General features: G+C 66.8%; 2 protein-coding genes. Both read left to right on the top strand.

The window, feature by feature from the left end:
- The first annotated feature begins 606 nt into the window (after positions 1-606).
- Positions 607-17667, top strand: coding sequence for an amino acid adenylation domain-containing protein (locus ACQPYR_RS41690; RefSeq protein WP_433625412.1), 17061 nt, complete (start codon positions 607-609; stop codon positions 17665-17667).
- Positions 17664-18338 carry a DUF6875 domain-containing protein gene (locus ACQPYR_RS41685; RefSeq protein WP_433625410.1) on the top strand — a complete coding sequence of 225 codons (675 nt, stop codon included), beginning with the start codon at positions 17664-17666 and terminating at the stop codon, positions 18336-18338. Before ACQPYR_RS41690 ends, ACQPYR_RS41685 begins: the two co-directional genes overlap by 4 nt.
- Positions 18339-18342: the final 4 nt, after the last annotated feature.

Below are 18342 nucleotides of genomic sequence, written 5' to 3'. Positions count from 1 at the left end.
CGTCCGGCGGCCGGTAAAAGTCCAGGTGGATATGGCTGACCTGCTCTGATGCGGACAGGCAGTGGCGAACCGTTGTGGCCACCGGATCGTGGTCGCCGCCGACACCTCGCCGCGATCCGCAGTCCGGCGAACTCACCGCGTTCGGCATCGATGTTCGGCACCGATGTGCTGAAATATCTCTGCGACACCTATTCGCCAATTTCGATAAAAGCGAAGATCGCAATGTCGCGGTCGGGTGTTAACAGTAGAATTGAATTTATATGGAATTGCATCTTGTATTGCAATTCGGTCGTTTTATACGCCACGTACGTCATTGTGGTTTAGGGTATTCAGTCATGGCATCCGGGGGCAAAGGTCCCTGTGTTGCAACATGTTGCGTTTCGCCTGCCGATGCGGCCATGCCTCTCGCGGGAGAGTCCGGAGATTCGCAGGTCGCCACCTCGAATCGGGTGAAAATTTCACGGTGCAGATTCCGGAATGTGGGTATACATCGGCGAATGATCCGGCTTAGACTGGCCGTGGTCGGGGTTAGAGGAAAGTTCAATGACCGTTCTGCGACCACAGCTTCACCCCGACCGGGGGTCGAGCAGAGTAACCGAGCCGGACGTGTCAGCAATAGCGCGGATACCGTTGTCCGCTGGGCAGCGTGGGTTGTGGCTGGCGCAGAAATTGAGTCCGGATGTGCCGATATGCGAGGCACAATATGTCGAGTTGCGTGGCGATCTCGATGTCGAGCTACTGCGCGAAGTCTCGATACGAGCCGGCCAGGAGTTCCAGTCGGGCTACCTGCGGCTGGTAGAGGTGGACGGCGAGCCGTACCAGTTGTTCGACCCGCTGCTCCATACGACGGGGCCGCTGATCGATGTGCGCGGCGAGCCGGATCCTGTTGCGGCGGGCTTGGAGTGGATGCATCGGGAGTACACCAGACCCCTCGACATAACACGGGACCGGTTGCTCGGATCGGCGATTGTGCAGGTCGGGGACCAGCATTACCTGCTGTACCTCAAAATCCACCACGTCGCGATGGACGGCTACGCCGGAGTGCTGATCGTGAACCGCATCGCCGCGCTGTACACGGCGGCGGTGCAGGGACGGACACCGGAGCCGAACCAAGCGGCGGACCTGCGCACGCTCTTCGAGGCCGACCGCAGCTATCGGGAGTCGAAGCGATTCGCAGACGACAAGCAATACTGGCTGAACAGACTCGCCGATGCGCCGGACGAGTCCAGTCTGGTCGCCGGGCACGCACCTGCTCGCGCGGACAGTACGGTCGCAACCGCCGAACTTTCGCCGGAGACGGTACAGCGGATCGGTGATTGCGCAAATGCGCTGAACGCGAGCCCGGCCGCGGTGGTGATCGCCGCATTCGGCTGCTATCTGGCCCGGATGACCGGCCGCGACGAGGTCATGGTCAACATCCCCGTTTCGGGCCGCACCAATGCCGTACTGCGGCGGTCCGGCGGGATGTTCGTCAATGTCGCACCCCTTCCGCTCGCGCTGGGTCCGGGCGACACCGCGGCGACATCGACGCGGCGGGTGCAGTCCGATCTGGTCGGGGCATTGCGGCACCAGCGGTGCGGCCTCACCGATATCCGTGCCGCCGCCGGATACCACGGCGGACAGCGACGTTTCGCGGGCCCGGTAGTGAATGTCATGTTCTTCCACCAGGAGATCCGGTTCGGATCGATGAGCGGGGAGTTCCATATCCTCAGCTCGGGGCCGGTCGACGATTTGCTGATCGACCTGTATCAAACCGGGGATGCGCCGCGCACGATCCTGCACTTCCTCGCCAATCCCAACCTCTATACCGACGCCGAACTGTCGGCACACTGCACCGGATTCGGGGAGTTCCTCGATGCGTTCGCGGCCGATCCGGACGCCGCGCTCGAGCGGATTCACCCCGCCAGCATCCGTGATGGCGCCCTGATCAAGCGTCGGCAAGAGAATCTGGCGTTCTGGCGAGCCGCGCTCGCCGACCTTCCCGAGGAGCTTCGCCTGCCGTTCGACCGGCCGCGGCAGGCAATGCCGTCGAATCGAGCCGCCACGGCACGGTACCCATTGCGTGCCGATCTGGTTCCCGCGTTGGAACGGTACGCGCAGCGGCACAACTGGTCACTGTTCACCGCGATCCATGGCGGGTTGGCGGTGCTGCTCGCCCGGCTGAGCGGTACCACCGACATTCCGATCGGCACACCGATCCGGCGCACTGTGGCCGCGCTCGACGATGCCGACGGGTCCGTCGACATTCCGGTGCTACGGACCGAGATCGATCTCGATGAATCGAGCGGCGACCTGCTCGGCCGCGTCGAACAAGCCGATCTGGACGCCTTCGAACATGCCGATGTTCCGTTCGCGCAGGTGCTGGATGAACTCGTTGCGCAGCGGTCCCGGCATCCGCTGTGCCAAGTGATGTTGGCGGTGCGGAGTGTGGAGCCGGATGCCGAACTGCCAGTCGACACCTCCCGCTTCGACCTGCGTTTTCTGATGTCGGCCGGCCAGGACAGCGGCGCGGCGACGATAACGGTCACCTACGCCGTCGACCTGTTCGATGCCGCGACCATCGATTCTGTTGTCCATCGGTGGATTCGGATTCTGGAATCGATCGCCACCGATCCGACTGTGCCTGTCGGGGCGATCGACGTTCTCGAACCCGCCGAGCGAGCTGATCTGCTGACCCGCTCCGGTGCGCCGTCGGCTCCGCCCACCACGTTGCCCGACCTGCTGACGGCGGCGGCCGCGCTCGATCCCGACGCCACCGCGATCATGTGCGACGGACAACAGTTGAGTTATCGACAATTGGACCAACGTTCCAGCATGTTGGCGCGGCAGCTCATCGAGCGCGGTATCGGGCCGGAAGATGTTGTCGCGATCGGCATTCCACGTTCGGTGGACTCCGTGCTCGCGGTGTGGGCGGTGACCAAAACGGGAGCCGCTTTCCTGCCGATCGATCCGACCCATCCGGCTGAACGCATCACCCACATGATGACCGATTCGCGAGCGGCAATCGGTCTGACCGTGACATCTGTCCGCGCACAGCTACCCGACAGCACGGACTGGTTGATATCGAACAACCCCGGCGGCTCCGACGGCCAGTTGACCACAGACGGTCGGCCCGTCACCGACGGCGACCGGGTTCGTCCGTTGCGGATCGACGATATCGCCTACGTCATCTACACCTCCGGATCGACCGGACTACCCAAGGGCGTCGCGGTCACCCACCGCGGACTCGCCAACTGCGCCGCAGCACATCGGGCTGCGATGGGCGTCGAATCCGGCTCGCGGACATTGCATCTGGCGTCACCGAGCTTCGACGTGTCGGTACTGGAGATGCTGCTGCCCTTGCCCGCCGGCGCGGCCATGGTCATCGCACCCAAGGACGTCTTCGGTGGGGATGAACTCGCCGCGCTGCTCGACCGCGAGCAGGTCAGCCACGTGCTCATCTCACCTTCGGCGCTGTCCACCATCGACCACACCCGTTGGCCACTACCGGATCTGAAGTATCTGATGGTCGGCGGCGAGGACTACGGCACCGAACTGGTCGAGCGCTGGGGCGGCGACCGTGTCGTGCTCAACGAGTACGGTCCAACCGAAACCACTATCGCCGCGACACTGATCTCGCCGTTGACGGCCGGACAGCTCGTCACGATCGGTGGTCCGATCCGCGGGGCCTCGGTATGGGTCCTCGACCAGCGGTTGCAACCGGTTCCGGTCGGTGTGGCCGGTGAGTTGTATATCGCGGGTGATCTGCTCGCCCGCGGATATCACCGGCGCGCAGACGTGACGGCCGGCCGTTTCGTGGCCTGTCCCTGGATATCCGGTCGGCGTATGTACCGCACCGGTGATGTCGTGCGCTGGACAGGCAACGGAGCGATCCAGCACCTCGGCCGATCCGACTTCCAGGTGAAGATCCGTGGCCTGCGTATCGAACTCGGCGAGATCGATACCGCACTCGCCGTCCACGAAACCGTCGCCTACGCGGCGACCATCGGCCACCGCAATGACACCGGAACACAATCGCTGGTCTCGTATGTCGTGGCCGCACCGGGCCACACCATCGACACCACGACCCTGACCGAATACCTGGCCGACCGGTTGCCGTCGTATATGGTGCCGTCCTCGATCATGGTCCTGGACCGGATTCCGTTGACACCAGTGGGAAAGCTGGACCGAAGGGCGTTGCCGAAGCCGGTGTTCGCCGACCGCAAACCCTTCCGAGCACCACGAACACCAACCGAACACGCGATCGCCCAGGCAATCATCGACGTATTGGGCATCGAAACGATCGGTCTCGACGATTCGTTCTTCGCCCTGGGCGGCGACAGCTTGGTCGCGACGCGCGTCGCGGCGCGACTCGGGGCCACATTGGATGCCGAGATTCCGGTGCGACTGTTGTTCGAGGCGTCCACGGTCGCGGAACTCGCCACTCGCATCGAGCAGCATGCCGGTACCGGGCGCAGACGCCCGCCGCTCGTCGCCGGGCCGCGGCCCGATCTCGTGCCGCTCGCGCCTGCCCAACAACGGATGTGGTTCTTCAACCAGTACGACACCGCATCCGGCGCATACAACATGCCGATCGCCATTCGGCTGCGTGGCGACTTGAACATCGATGCCCTGCACGCGGCGGTTATCGACGTGCTGGGCAGGCACGAGTCGTTGCGAACGCGGTATCCGGATCACCACGGAACGCTGATTCAGCTGGTCGAGCCCGTCGAGAATGTGGACCGCGAGCTGATCGTGGTGCCGGTCGTGCCGAGCCGGTTGGTCCAGACGCTAACCGAATTCGTCGCCGACGGCTTCGATGTGACCATCCAGGCGCCCGTGCGTGCCCGGTTGTTCCGCATTGTCGGCGGCGAGGAACCGGAATACGTATTGGCCGTCGTGGTGCACCACATCGCCGCGGACGGCTTCTCCATGGCGCCGCTGGCCCGCGACGTGACAACCGCTTATGCCGCGCGGATCAGCGGCAGAGCCCCGGCCTGGACACCGCTGCCGGTCCAGTACGCGGACTACGCGCTGTGGCAACAAGCGACCCTCGGCACACCCGACGATCCGGAATCGCTGTGCGCCGAACAGATCCGATACTGGACCGAGGCGCTGGACGGCGTTGCCGAGGAGCTTCGTCTGCCGTTCGACCGGCCGCGGCCGGTGGTGCTGTCGAATCGTGGCGCCACCATCGACTACTCGGTATCCGCCGGTTCGGTGCGGGCACTGGAACGGTTTGCGCGGCAGCACAATTCGTCCTTGTTCATGGCGATCCACGGCACACTGGCGGTGCTGCTCGCCCGGTTGAGCGGCAGCACCGACATTCCGATCGGCACACCGATCGCCGGGCGCGGAATGGCCGCACTCGACGACATGATCGGCATGTTCGTCAATACCCTGGTGCTGCGGACCGAGATCGATCTCGACGAATCGTTCAGCGACCTGCTCGGCCGGATCAAACAATCCGACTTGGACGCCTTCGAAAACGCCGACGTCCCGTTCGAGCAGGTCGTGGACAAACTGGTCGTACAGCGATCCCAAGCGCGACACCCGCTGTTCCAGGTGCTGCTGGCGTTCCAGAATCTGGAACCGGTAACACTGCGACTTCCCGATCTAGAGCTGTCGATGGTCGAACTGCCCAACCAGGTATCCCGGTTCGACCTGCAATTCATCCTGTCGGAAAACCATGACAGCGGCGATATGAGCGTCGCGGTCACCTATGCCACCGACCTGTTCGATGCCGCGACCATCGATTCTGTTGTCCATCGGTGGATTCGGATTCTGGAGTCGATCGCCACCGACCCGACTGTGCCTGTCGGGGCGATCGACGTTCTCGAACCCGCCGAGCGAGTCGATCTGCTGACTCGGTCCGGTGCGCCGTCGGCTCCGCCCACCACGTTGCCCGACCTGCTGACGGCGGCGGCCGCGCTCGATCCCGACGCCACCGCGATCATGTGCGACGGACAACGGCTGAGTTATCGCGAGCTGGACGAACGGTCCAACCGGTTGGCGCGGCAGCTCATCGAGCGCGGTATCGGGCCGGAAGATGTTGTCGCGATCGGCATTCCACGTTCGGTGGATTCCGTGCTCGCGGTGTGGGCGGTGACCAAAACGGGGGCCGCTTTCCTGCCGATCGATCCGACTTACCCGGCCGAACGCATCACCCATATGATGACCGATTCGAAAGCGGCCCTCGGCATTACGGCCGGGTCCATACCCGCGCGATTGCCGGACGACACCGAGTGGTTGACGTTCGACAACCTCGACGCGGCCGACAGCGGTCCGATCACCGACGGCGACCGGGTTCGTCCGTTGCGGATCGACGATATCGCCTACGTCATCTACACCTCCGGATCAACCGGACTACCCAAGGGGGTCGCGGTCACTCACCGCGGGCTCGGCAACTGCGCCATCGCACTCCAAGCCGTCATGTGCGTCGAATCCGACTCCCGGACATTGCATCTGGCGTCACCGAGCTTCGACGCGTCGGTACTGGAGTTGCTGTTGCCGTTGTCCGAGGGGGCGGCGATGGTCATCGCGCCGTCGGATGTCTACGGTGGGGATGAACTCGCCGCGCTGCTCGACCGCGAGCAGGTCAGCCACGTGCTCATCTCACCTTCGGCGCTGTCCACCATCGACCACACCCGTTGGCCACTACCGGATTTGGAATATCTGATCGTCGGCGGCGAAGACCACGGCAGTCAGTTGGTCGAACACTGGGGCGTCGACCGGAAGCTGATCAACGACTACGGCCCGACCGAAACCACCGTCACCGCGACGCGGAGCCCTTTGACGGCCGGAGAGGTGGTCACCATCGGTGCTCCGGTCCGCGGGGCCTCGGTATGGATTCTCGACCAGCGGTTGCAACCGGTTCCGGTCGGTGTGGCCGGTGAGTTGTACGTCGCGGGTGATCTACTCGCCCGCGGATATCACCACCGGGCAGCCACCACAGCCAGCCGCTTCATCGCGTGCCCGTGGGCACCCGGTCAGCGCATGTACCGCACCGGTGACGTCGTGCGCTGGACCGGCAACGGAGCGATCCAGCACCTCGGCCGTTCGGACTTCCAGGTCAAAATCCGTGGCCTGCGTATCGAACTCGGCGAAATCGATACCGCACTCGCCGTCCACGAAACCGTCGCCTACGCGGCGACCATCGGCCACCGCAACGACGCCGGAACCCAAAGACTCGTCGCGTATGTCGTGGCCGCACCGGACCACACCATCGACACCACGACCCTGACCGAATACCTGGCCGACCGGCTGCCGTCCTACATGGTGCCGTCCTCGATCATGGTCCTGGACCGGATTCCGTTGACCCCGGTGGGCAAGCTGGACCGAAGGGCGTTGCCGAAGCCGGTGTTCGCCGACCGCAAACCCTTCCGAGCACCACAGACACCAACCGAACACATCATCGCCGGAGCCTTCGCCGACATACTCGGTGCCGAAACGGTCGGTCTCGATGATTCGTTCTTCGCCCTGGGCGGCGACAGCATCATGGCGATCCAGTTGGTGGCCCGAGCCAGGTCGGCCGGCGCGACGTTCTCCGCACGCGACGTGTTCGAGCAGAAAACGGTCGCTGGACTGGCCCAGGTCGCAGCCCACGACAGCACCGCAGCCGCCCAGTTGACGGAACTGCCCGGCGGCGGCGTCGGCCCGGTACCGCTGACGCCGATGATGCGCAGGCTGCTCGCACGGTCCGGTCCGGAGTTCGCCCGCTACTCGCAGGCGATGATGCTGAATCTGCCGATCGGAATCGACCTGGAGCGGTTGGCGCAAACGATGCAGGCGGTCCTCGACCGGCACGACATGCTGCGCGCGCGGCTGTGCTCGGACGGCGATGGCCACCGGGCCTGGGATGTGCTGCCGGTCGGCACGATTCACGCCGCCGATGCCATCCACCGCGTGCCGATGCCGGCAAGCGCCGAGTTCCGGACGTCGGCGGCGGCGGAGCTGGCCTCCGCTGCGGCCCGGCTCGATCCGGACGCCGGGATCGTGCTGCAGGTGGTCTGGTTCGATCCGGCGAATCCGGCCGAACCGGGCAGAGCGCTGGTGCTGGTGCATCAGTCGGTGATCGATCGGGTTTCCTGGCGGGTGCTGGTGTCAGACCTGGCGGTCGCGTGGGCGCGGATCGAGTCCGGCGAGCCACCCGATCCGGCCCCGGTCGGGACCTCGATGCGCAGGTGGGCCTGTGCGCTGGTCGAGGCGGCCCGACGGCCGGAGCGGGCAGCTGAACTCGAACTGTGGCGAGCGATGGCCGACGGGCCCGACCCGATGATCGGGGCGCGGGCCCTCGACCCCGCGATCGACGTGGCCGCAACCGCCCGGACGCTCGAGGTCGAGCTCTCCCCCGAGGTGACCGAGTCGCTGTTGACCGATGTGCCCTCGGCATTCCACGGCGAGGTGGGCGACGGGCTACTGGCCGCTCTCGCGGTTGCGCTGACGAAGTGGCGGCGGGAACGGGAGCCCGCGGCCGCGGAGCTGACGGATGTGGTGATCGGTCTCGAAGGGCACGGTCGGGAGGAAAGCGTCGTTCCTGGCGCGGACCTGACCCGGACGGTCGGCTGTTTCACCACGAGTTTCCCGGTGCGTCTGGATCTGTCGGGCATCGATATCGACGACGCGTGCGCGGGCGGGCCGGCCATGGGCGCAGCGGTCAAGTCCGTCAAGGAACAGCTGCTCGCCGTCCCGGACCACGGGATCGGCTACGGCTTGCTGCGGTATCTCGACGAGGACACCGGCACGCTGCCGCCGCCGCAGATCGCATTCAACTACCTCGGCCCAGTCTCCCACTGGGTTCCCGAAGGGGAACCGACGGTCGGATGGCGGCCGGTGGACGGCGGGGAGTTCACCGATGCGCAGCATCCGGATATGCCGGTTTCGGCCGTACTCGACATCAATGTCCGCGCCCGGGACGACGGACAAGGGCCGCAGTTGCGGGCCATCTGGTCCTATCCCGCCGAGGTGCTCACCGCCGAGGAGGTGCGTGCGGCGGCGGAGTCCTGGCGCCGGGCACTGACCGCGCTGGCGAGCCACGCCCGCCAGGCCGGCAGCGGAGGACGGACACCATCGGATCTGGATCTGGTCCGGCTCGGGCAGGCCGAAATCGAGCGACTCGAGCACAGGTACCCGACGCTGAGCGACGTTTGGCCGTTGACGCCGTTGCAGGAGGGACTGCTGTTCCACGCGTTGGTGTCCGAGCAGTCGGTGGACGCCTACCTGACCCAACTGGTCGTCGAGTTGCGCGGCCGGGTCGATCCGCAGCGGCTACGCAGAGCCGGACAAGTGCTACTGGACCGACATTCCAATCTGCGCACCGCCTTCGACACCGATGTCGGTCCGGTGCAGGTGGTCCAGGAAGATGTGGAGGCTGCCTGGTCGGAGCTCGACCTGTCCGGGCTCGATGACAGTGCCCGCGATCGCGAGTGGGAGCTGCTGCTGGCCGCGGACCGGGCAACCAGGTTCGATCCGGCGCGTGCCCCGCTGCTGCGCTGGATGCTGGTCACCACGGGGCCGCAGCACTATCGGCTGGTACTGACCAATCATCACCTGCTGCTCGACGGCTGGTCGACGCCGCTGCTCCTGAGGGACTTGCTGGTGCTCTACGCCACCGACGGCGACGCCACCGCGCTGCCCGAAGTCCGTCCGTACCGGGACTTCCTGGCCTGGATCGCCCGCCAGGACTCGGCTGCGGCGCTCGACGCGTGGGCCGGCGCGTTCGACGGCGCCGAGGAACCGACCCTGGTAGCGCGGGCCGATCCCGGCCGCCGCTACACCGAATCACGCGATGTGCTCGGCGAATTGACCGAGCAGCAGACCACGGCGCTGACGAATTTGGCCAGGTCCCGTGGCATCACCCTCAATACCGTCGTCCAGCTGGCATGGGCAATCGTGTTGGGCACGTTGACTTCTCGGGACGGTGTGACGTTCGGTGCCGTGGTCTCCGGGCGGTCCCCGCGGATCGCGGGCATCGAAACGATGATCGGACTGTTCATCAACACGGTGCCGGTGCGTGTCCGTCTCGACGCCGCCCAGACCCTGGGACAACTGCTCGACCGAATCCAGACCGAACAGGCGGACCTGCTCGAGCACCAGTTCGTCGGCCTCACCGAAATCGAGCGGGTGGCCGGGCCGGGGGCGGTGTTCGACACGATGACGGTATTCGAATCGTTCCCGATCGACCGTTTCGGGCTGACGGCGCAGACCGATATCGCCGGCATGCGAGTAGTCGATGTCGCGGGTACGGACGGCGCGCACTATCCGCTGGGAGTGGTCGCGCGGATCGACACCCGACTGCACCTGAAGATCAAGTACCTGCCCGAACTCTTCGACCACGACACGATGACCGCGACCCTGCAGCGCATCCTGCGTGTGCTCGGTGTCGTCGCGACCGATCCGGATCTGCCGCTGGCCCGGCTGAATCTGCTTTCACCCTCGGAAGACCGGGAGTTGACGCCGGTATCGGGCTCCCCGGCGGTGCCGGGGCGCATGCTGCCGGAGCTGTTGGCGGCGATGGTGCAGCGGGATCCGGGCGCTGTCGCGGTGGTGTACGAGGATCGGCAGTGGACCTACGGGGAGCTCGATGCGCAGTCGAATCGGTTGGCACGGTTGTTGATCGATCGGGGTGTGGGACCGGAGGCCAATGTGGCGGTGGGTCTGCCGCGATCGGTCGAGTCGGTGCTTGCGGTGTGGGCGGTGGCGAAGTCGGGGGCGGCATTCGTGCCGATAGATCCGCAGTATCCGACCGGCCGGATCGAGCACATGCTCACCGATTCCGGTGCGGCGGTGGGAATCACGTTGTCACAGTGGCGGTCTCGATTGCCCGGATCGGTGCCGTGGCTGGTCCTCGACGAGGCGGCGGTCGAAGCCGAGGCGTCGGCGGCGTCGGCGGCGCCGGTGACCGATGCGGAGCGAACAGGGCCGATCCGGCTCGATAATGCGGCGTACCTGATCTATACCTCCGGTTCGACGGGTGTGCCCAAAGGCGTGGTGGTGTCGCACCAGGGGTTGGCGGACCTGGTGGCCGAGCTGTGTTCCCGGTTCGATATCGAGCCCGGCGCGCGGGTGCTGCATGTCGCGTCGCCGAGTTTCGACGCGGCCGTCCTGGAACTGCTCTGGGCGTTCACATCGGGTGGGCGGCTGGTGATCGCGCCGCCGACTGTCTACGGCGGGAACGAGCTGGCGCGGATCCTGTCGAGCGAGCGGGTTACCCATGCCGCACTGACGCCTACGGCCTTGGCGACAGTCGACCCGGCCGGGTTGGAGAACCTCGAGACGGTCATGGTCGGTGGCGAAGCGCCCCCGCCCGATCTCGTGTCACGGTGGGCGCCGGGCCGGAGGTTTTTCAACACCTACGGTCCGGCAGAGGCCACGATCCAGACCGACGCCAGTGCACCGCTGGTGGCAGGTGAGCCGGTGACGGTCGGCGGACCGATCCGCGGGGTCGGGCACGTCGTGCTCGACGCCTGGTTGCGGCCGGTGCCCGTCGGAATCGTCGGCGAGCTGTATCTCACGGGTCCGGCCCTGGCTCGTGGTTACCGCAACCGAATGGGGCTGACGGCCTCGCGCTTCGTCGCCGATCCATTCGCGGAGCAGGGCCGGCGTATGTATCGCACCGGTGACCTGGTGCGGTGGCTGCGGCTACCGGAGGGGAATCTGACGCTCGACTATGTGGGCCGCGCCGACTTCCAGGTCAAGCTGCGTGGTTTCCGCATCGAACTCGGCGAGGTCGAATCGGGCCTGCTGGCCTGTGCCGGTGTGGCGCGAGCGGCCGCGACCGTCCACCGGGGCGCCGCCGGTGACCGGTTGGTCGGGTACGTGGTGCCCGAGCCCGGCGTCGAGCTGGACCCGTCCGCGGTCCGCGCGTTCGCCGAACAGCGGCTGGCCCCGCACATGGTGCCCGCGACCGTGGTTGTGCTCGACAACTTGCCGGTGACAGCGAGCGGCAAGCTCGACCGCGCCGCGCTACCCGAGCCGGACTTCACCATGGGCCGGGCCGAATTCCGGGCGCCGGTCACCGAGGTGGAAAGGACGCTGGCCGGACTCTTCGCCGAGGTATTGGGCATCGACAGGGTCGGAGTCGATGATTCGTTCTTCGCCATGGGCGGCGACAGCATTATGTCGATCCAGTTGGTGACGCGAGCCAGGGCAGCCGGTGTGGTGCTCTCCACGCGGGAGGTATTCGAGCGGAAGACGGTCGCGGGACTGGCCCAGGTCGCAGTCCAGGACAGCACCGCGGCGGCCGCTCTTCCGGCGGAGCTCCCCGGCGGTGGCGTCGGCCAGGTACCGCTGACGCCGATCATGTGCTGGATGTTCGAACGCGGCGGATTCGACCATTTCTGCCAGTGGGTGATGCTCACGCTGCCGAGCGGTATCGACGTCGACGGGATCGAGGCCACCGTGCAAGCGGTGATCGATCAGCACGACATGCTGCGGGCCCGATTGCAGCCGGAGCCCACGCACCCGTCCGGGTGGGCATTGCAGGTGCGGCCGGCCGCGACGATCTCCGGGCTGATCCGGCGCGTGCCGGTGACGGCGGCGCCGGACAGCACCGCCTTCGCCGCGATCGCCGACGCCGAGGCGCACGCGGCCGCCGAACGACTCGACCCCGCCGCGGGCGTCATGCTGCAGTTGGTCTGGTTCGACTGGGCGCAACGGCCGGGACGGCTGCTGGTTGTCGCACACCACTTGGCCGTCGATGCGGTGTCGTGGCGGATCCTGATTCCCGACCTCGCCACGGCCTGGGCCCAGATCGGTGCCGGGCAACGGCCGCGGCTCGCGCCCGTCGGCACCTCGATGCGACGCTGGGCGCACGGGCTCAACGCCGCCGCCGAGAGCCTCGATGAACTCGACTGGTGGCGATCCACGCTCGGTGCCGCCGATCCGCCGATCGGCGCTCGCCCGATCGACCCCGAGCTCGACGTGCAGGCCACCGTCGCGACCGTCGAGGTGACACTGCCGACCTCGGTGACCCGCGCTGTGCTCACCACCCTGCCCCAGGCGTTCCGCGGCAATGTGGACGACGCCCTCATCGCCGGGCTGGCACTGGCACTGACTCGATGGCGGCGGCGGCACGGCGACAACGTGACCGAAACGCTGCTCACACTCGAAAGCCACGGCCGCCACGACACGGTGCTACCCGGCGCCGACCTCACCCGCACGGTCGGATGGTTCACCACCGCCTACCCAGTGCGCCTCGACCTGTCCGGTATCGATATCGACGACGCATTCGCCGCGGGTGCTGCCGCGGCGGCGGTCGTCAAATCGGTCAAGGAACAACTGCGCGAGGTCCCGGACCGTGGGATCGGCTACGGGCTGCTGCGCTACCTCGACGCCGACACCGCCCCCATCCTGCGTGCGCTGCCGACCCCGCAGGTGAGCTTCAACTATCTCGGTCGTCTGGACACCGTTCCCGAGGCGTTGCGCGACAGCGGATGGCTGCCCGCCGATGGCGACACCGGCGGCGGCAACCAGAATCCCGACGCGGCAGCGGCGGCGGTGCTCGGCATCAACGCGGTAACCACGGATACCTCGGACGGCCCCGCCTTGACCGCCGCCTGGGACTACCCGTCCGGCGTGCTCACTCGTGTCGAAGTCACCGACCTCGCCGAACTGTGGCGCGAAGCTGTGACGGCTCTGGCTGTCCACGCGTCCCGACCCGGTGTCGGCGGGCTGACCCCCTCTGATGTCGGCCTCGTCGATCTCGACCAGGCCGCGATCGACCGTTTGGAGACTCGACACCCGGCTCTGGACGACATCTGGCCGCTCACGCCGCTGCAGGCGGGACTGCTGTTCCATGCCCAGCTCGCCGACGGCGCACTCGACGCCTACATCGTGCAACTCCGTATCGAACTCGCTGGGCGCGTCGATGCGGACCGGATGCGCCGCGCCGCGCAGGCCCTGCTCGGACGGCACCCGAACCTGCGGACCGCATTTGTGCGTGACGGCGCCCGCGAACCGGTCCAGGTGGTGTACCGGCATGTCGACGTGCCGTTCGCCGAGGTCGACCTGGTCGAGCACGACGACACCGCGGCCGCCCTCGAGCAGGTCATGGCCGGCGACCGTCATTTCGACGTGACCGAGGCGCCGCTGCTACGACTGACGCTGATCAGGATCGCCCCCGAGCAGTACCGGCTGGTGTTGAGCATGCATCACATCCTGATCGACGGCTGGTCCACGCCACTGCTGATCCGGGAGCTGCTGATCCTCTACGCCGGCGACGGCGACGCCGCGGCACTGCCTCCGGTTCGTCCCTACCGCGATTACCTGATGTGGCTGCACAGCCTGGACCGGACTGGTGCGGAAACCGCCTGGGCGCGGGCACTCGAGGGCGTCGCGGAGCCGACTCTGCTGGCCCCCGAGGACCGCGGTCGCCGAACCACCGCCGCGGGGCGCGAAGTGCAGGTGCAGCTGAGCCCGGACCACACTGCGGCGCTGGTCGAGGTGGCCCACCAGCACGAGACGACCCTCAACACCGTCGTCCAAGCGGCCTGGGCGCTCGTGCTCGCCAACGCGACCGCCCGCGACGACGTGGTCTTCGGCACCACCGTCTCCGGGCGTCCGCCACAGCTGCCCGGCATCGAATCGATGATCGGACTGTTCGTCAACACCGTGCCCGTACGGGTCCGGCTCGACCACCGCGAAAGCCTCGCCCAGCTACTGCGGCGAATCCAAACCGAACAAACCGCGCTGCTCGACCATCACCATCTCGGACTCGCCCGCATCCAGCAGGTGGCCGGTGCCCGCGCGATGTTCGACACCGTGACCGTCTTCGAGTCCTACCCGGTGGACCGGGCGGGGCTGTCCGAAGACATCGACATCGCCGGAATGCACGTCCGCGGCATCGACGGACGAGACGCCGCGCACTATCCGCTCGGCCTGGTCGTGCACCACGACACCCGGCTGCACCTGACCTTCGAATACCTGCCTGACCTGTTCACTCGACAGCAGATCGACGCCTTCGCCGACCGGGTGCTGCGCGTGCTCGACACCGTCGCCGCGCATATCGATCTCCCGCTCGCCGAATTACAGCTGCTCTCGCCCGTGGAGCAGGCCGCGCTGGTGCCCGTCCGCGGTCGGCCCGGCACGGTGGCGTCGGTATTGCCGCAGGTGTTCTCGGATGCGGTCGCGATGACGCCCGGTACGGATGCGCTGGTCTGCGACGGCGTGCGGATGTCGTATCGCGAACTCGACGAGACCTCCAACCGCTGGGCGCGCGTGTTGATCGATATGGGAATCGGTCCGGAGGCGATGGTTGCCGTGGCGCTTCCGCGCTGCATCGACGCTGTCATCGCCGTGTGGGCGGTCGCCAAGTCCGGCGGCGCGTTCGTCCAGATCGATCCCACCCATCCGCGCGACCGGATCACGCGCATTCTCACCGATTCCGGTGCCGCAGTCGGGCTGACCCTCGACACCTACCGAGACCAGTTACCGGACACACTCGAGTTGCTCGCCCTCGACGATCCCGCCTTCGTCGCGTCGACGGCGGAGACGGACCCGACGGCGATCGATGACGCCGAGCGCGCGGCCCCGCTACGCCCGGAGCATCCGGCCTACCTGATCTACACCTCGGGCTCCACCGGGACTCCCAAGGGAGTTGTGGTCACCCATACCGGGATAGCGAACCTGGCGGCCGAAATTCGGGAGCGGTTCGGCCTCACCCCGGCCTCTCGGATGCTGGCCGCCGCTTCACCGACCTTCGACGTCTCGATCCTCGAATGGTTCAGCGCGACCGCCGCCGGTGCGACCCTGGTCGTGGCCCCCGCATCGGTAGTCGCCGGTCCCGCACTGGCCGAGTTGATCAATGCCGAACGGGTGACCCATGCCGCCGTCACTCCCACCGTGCTCGCATCACTGCACGCCGACGAAGTCGACACCCTCGACACGCTGATCCTGGGCGGCGAGACCTGTCCACCCGATCTGGCAGCACAGTGGACACCGGGCCGAACCGTGCTCAACGCCTACGGTGCTACCGAAACCACAATCGTCAGCTGCGGCCATGCTCCTTTGACCACGACCGAGGGCGGCCCGATGACGATCGGCGGGCCGGTGCTCGGATTCACCGCCGTCGTACTCGACCGCAGATTGCGTCCTGTCCCGGCCGGCGTGGTCGGCGAACTGTACGTGTCCGGACCGGGCCTCGCGCGCGGCTACCACCGCCAACCCGCGACCACAGCAGCCCGATTCGTCCCCGACCCGTACGGACCGGCGGGGACACGCATGTATCGGACCGGCGACCTGGTCAGCTGGACTACCGATCGAACACTGCGATTCTCAGGTCGCAGCGACCTACAGCTCAAGATCAACGGCCACCGCATCGAACCCGGTGACATCGAAGCCGCGCTCCGCGCACACCCCGACATCGACCATGCCGCCGTCACGGTGCACACCGGCCCCAATGGCAGCACTCAACTCGTCGGTTACGTGGTGCCCGCTCCCGGCAGCACGACCGATACCGCCGCAGTGACCGCCCACCTCGCAAAACGGCTGTCCACGTACATGATCCCCACGGCTATCGACACGGTCGACCGGATACCCCTCACCCCTACCGGCAAAGTCGATTACCAGGCCCTACCCACACCCGATTGGCGACCCGCCCGGTTCCGGCCGCCGTCCACCGCACTCGAGGCCACCGTTTGTGACGCATTCACCCGAACCCTCGGAGTCGAACGGGTCGGCCTCGACGACGGCTTCTTCACCCTCGGCGGCAACTCGCTCGCCGCGGCCGAACTGGTGGCGCGCCTCGCCGAGTCGACCGCTGTCGACGTGCCGGTTCAGTGGATCTTCACCGATCCGACGCCCGAGTCGCTGGCCCGCCGCATCGACATGCGCCGGCACGGGCTCGACGAACAGGACCCCGGTGATGCGCTGTCCGTCCTGCTCCCGCTGCGCGCCGCCGGAAACGAGCCGCCGCTGTTCTGCGTGCACCCCGCCATCGGATTGGCTTGGGGTTTCAGCGGACTCGTGCAGCATCTCGATCCCGACCGCCCCGTGTACGGGGTGCAATCCCCGGCATTCAGCGATGCCACCGTGGCGTTCGGGACGCTCGACCAACTCGCCGCCCGCTATGTCCAGGAGATCCGGGCCGTCCAGCCGCACGGGCCGTACCACCTGCTCGGCTACTCGCTCGGCGGCACCATCGCGCACGCGATCGCGGTCCAACTCCGCAGCGACGGTGCGTCCGTCGCCACCCTGGCCATGATGGACACCCGCGTCGTCACCGCCGACACCGTCCGCGTGCCCACTCCTTCCATCGGGCAGCTGCTCGCCGAGTTCGCCGGACTCGATGTGCCCCCGGGCGCGGCCGATCTCACTCCCGCGGTCGCGGCCGAACTGCTCCACCGGCAAGGCGGACTCTTCACCGCCGTGACCCCCGAGCACCTCGTGATCCTGCACGACGACTACACCCGGCTCGTCGACCTCACCTGGAACCACCGGCCGACTTCCTTCGACGGCGACTTGATCTACTTCAGCGCCGGCGCCCACCCAGACGACGGCCCCTCGCCGGCCCTCGCATGGCACAACCTGATCAATGGCCGGATCACCGACCATCACATTCCCGTCCGGCACGAGCGGATGATCGAACCCGAGTCGCTGCGCGTGATCGGACTCGTCCTCACCGAGCATTTCCGCTCGGCCAGGACCACCCCGATGGAACCCGCCACCTCCGCAAGGACACGCCGATCATGAACCCGCACCGAATCGTCGGGACGCGTTCCGGCATCGAGCCGGTCAACCTATTCGATCCCGATCCAGCGACGCATATCGACCCGCACCCCCGTGCCGGCGAATTGCGTAGGTGGACGTGCGAATACCTGTGTCGGCCGCACCCTGATCTCGGCCGATCCGGTCCGGTCTGTCCTTACACCAGCCACGCCATCGCGAACCAGACGCTCTGGGCCGCATTCTTCGCGGGTACTTCCGTCGACGCCCAGTGCCTGACCGCGATCATCGACGATCTGTACGACATGTTCCCCGCCCTGCCACCCTGGGACGAACCCGATTGCAAGTTCAAGGCCGTCCTCGCGGTGTTCCCGGACCTCACCGACTACGCCGACATCGACGCGGTGCAACATGCCCAGAAGTCTCGGTTCGTCGCAAAGGGTCTGATGCTCGGCCAGTTCTATCCGGGCTGCACTGTCCCGGGGCTGCGCAACCCGGCCTTCCCCGCACTCGACGCGCCCCTGCCCATGCTCGCCATTCGCCATATGGCCGCCACCGACTTCCCATTCCTCAGCTCCCGCCATGAATGGGTGGACTCCTATCTCAAAATATTCGCCCCCGCGATTCCCAAGTTCATCACCAGCGCCATGTCCGACAGACTCGTGCAGACAACCGAAGCCGCGGACGGTAATCGCTGAGATC

Origin of the sequence: Nocardia sp. CA-120079 (assembly GCF_050955745.1) — a bacterium.
GTDB lineage: Bacteria > Actinomycetota > Actinomycetes > Mycobacteriales > Mycobacteriaceae > Nocardia.
Note: the sequence above shows the minus strand (reverse complement) of the source record. Positions and strands in the feature narration are given on the sequence as shown.

Coding starts and splice junctions, on each gene's coding strand:
- ACQPYR_RS41685 (WP_433625410.1), top strand. CDS start 17,664: ATGAACCCGCACCGAATCGTCGGGACGCGTTCCGGCATCGAGCCGGTC.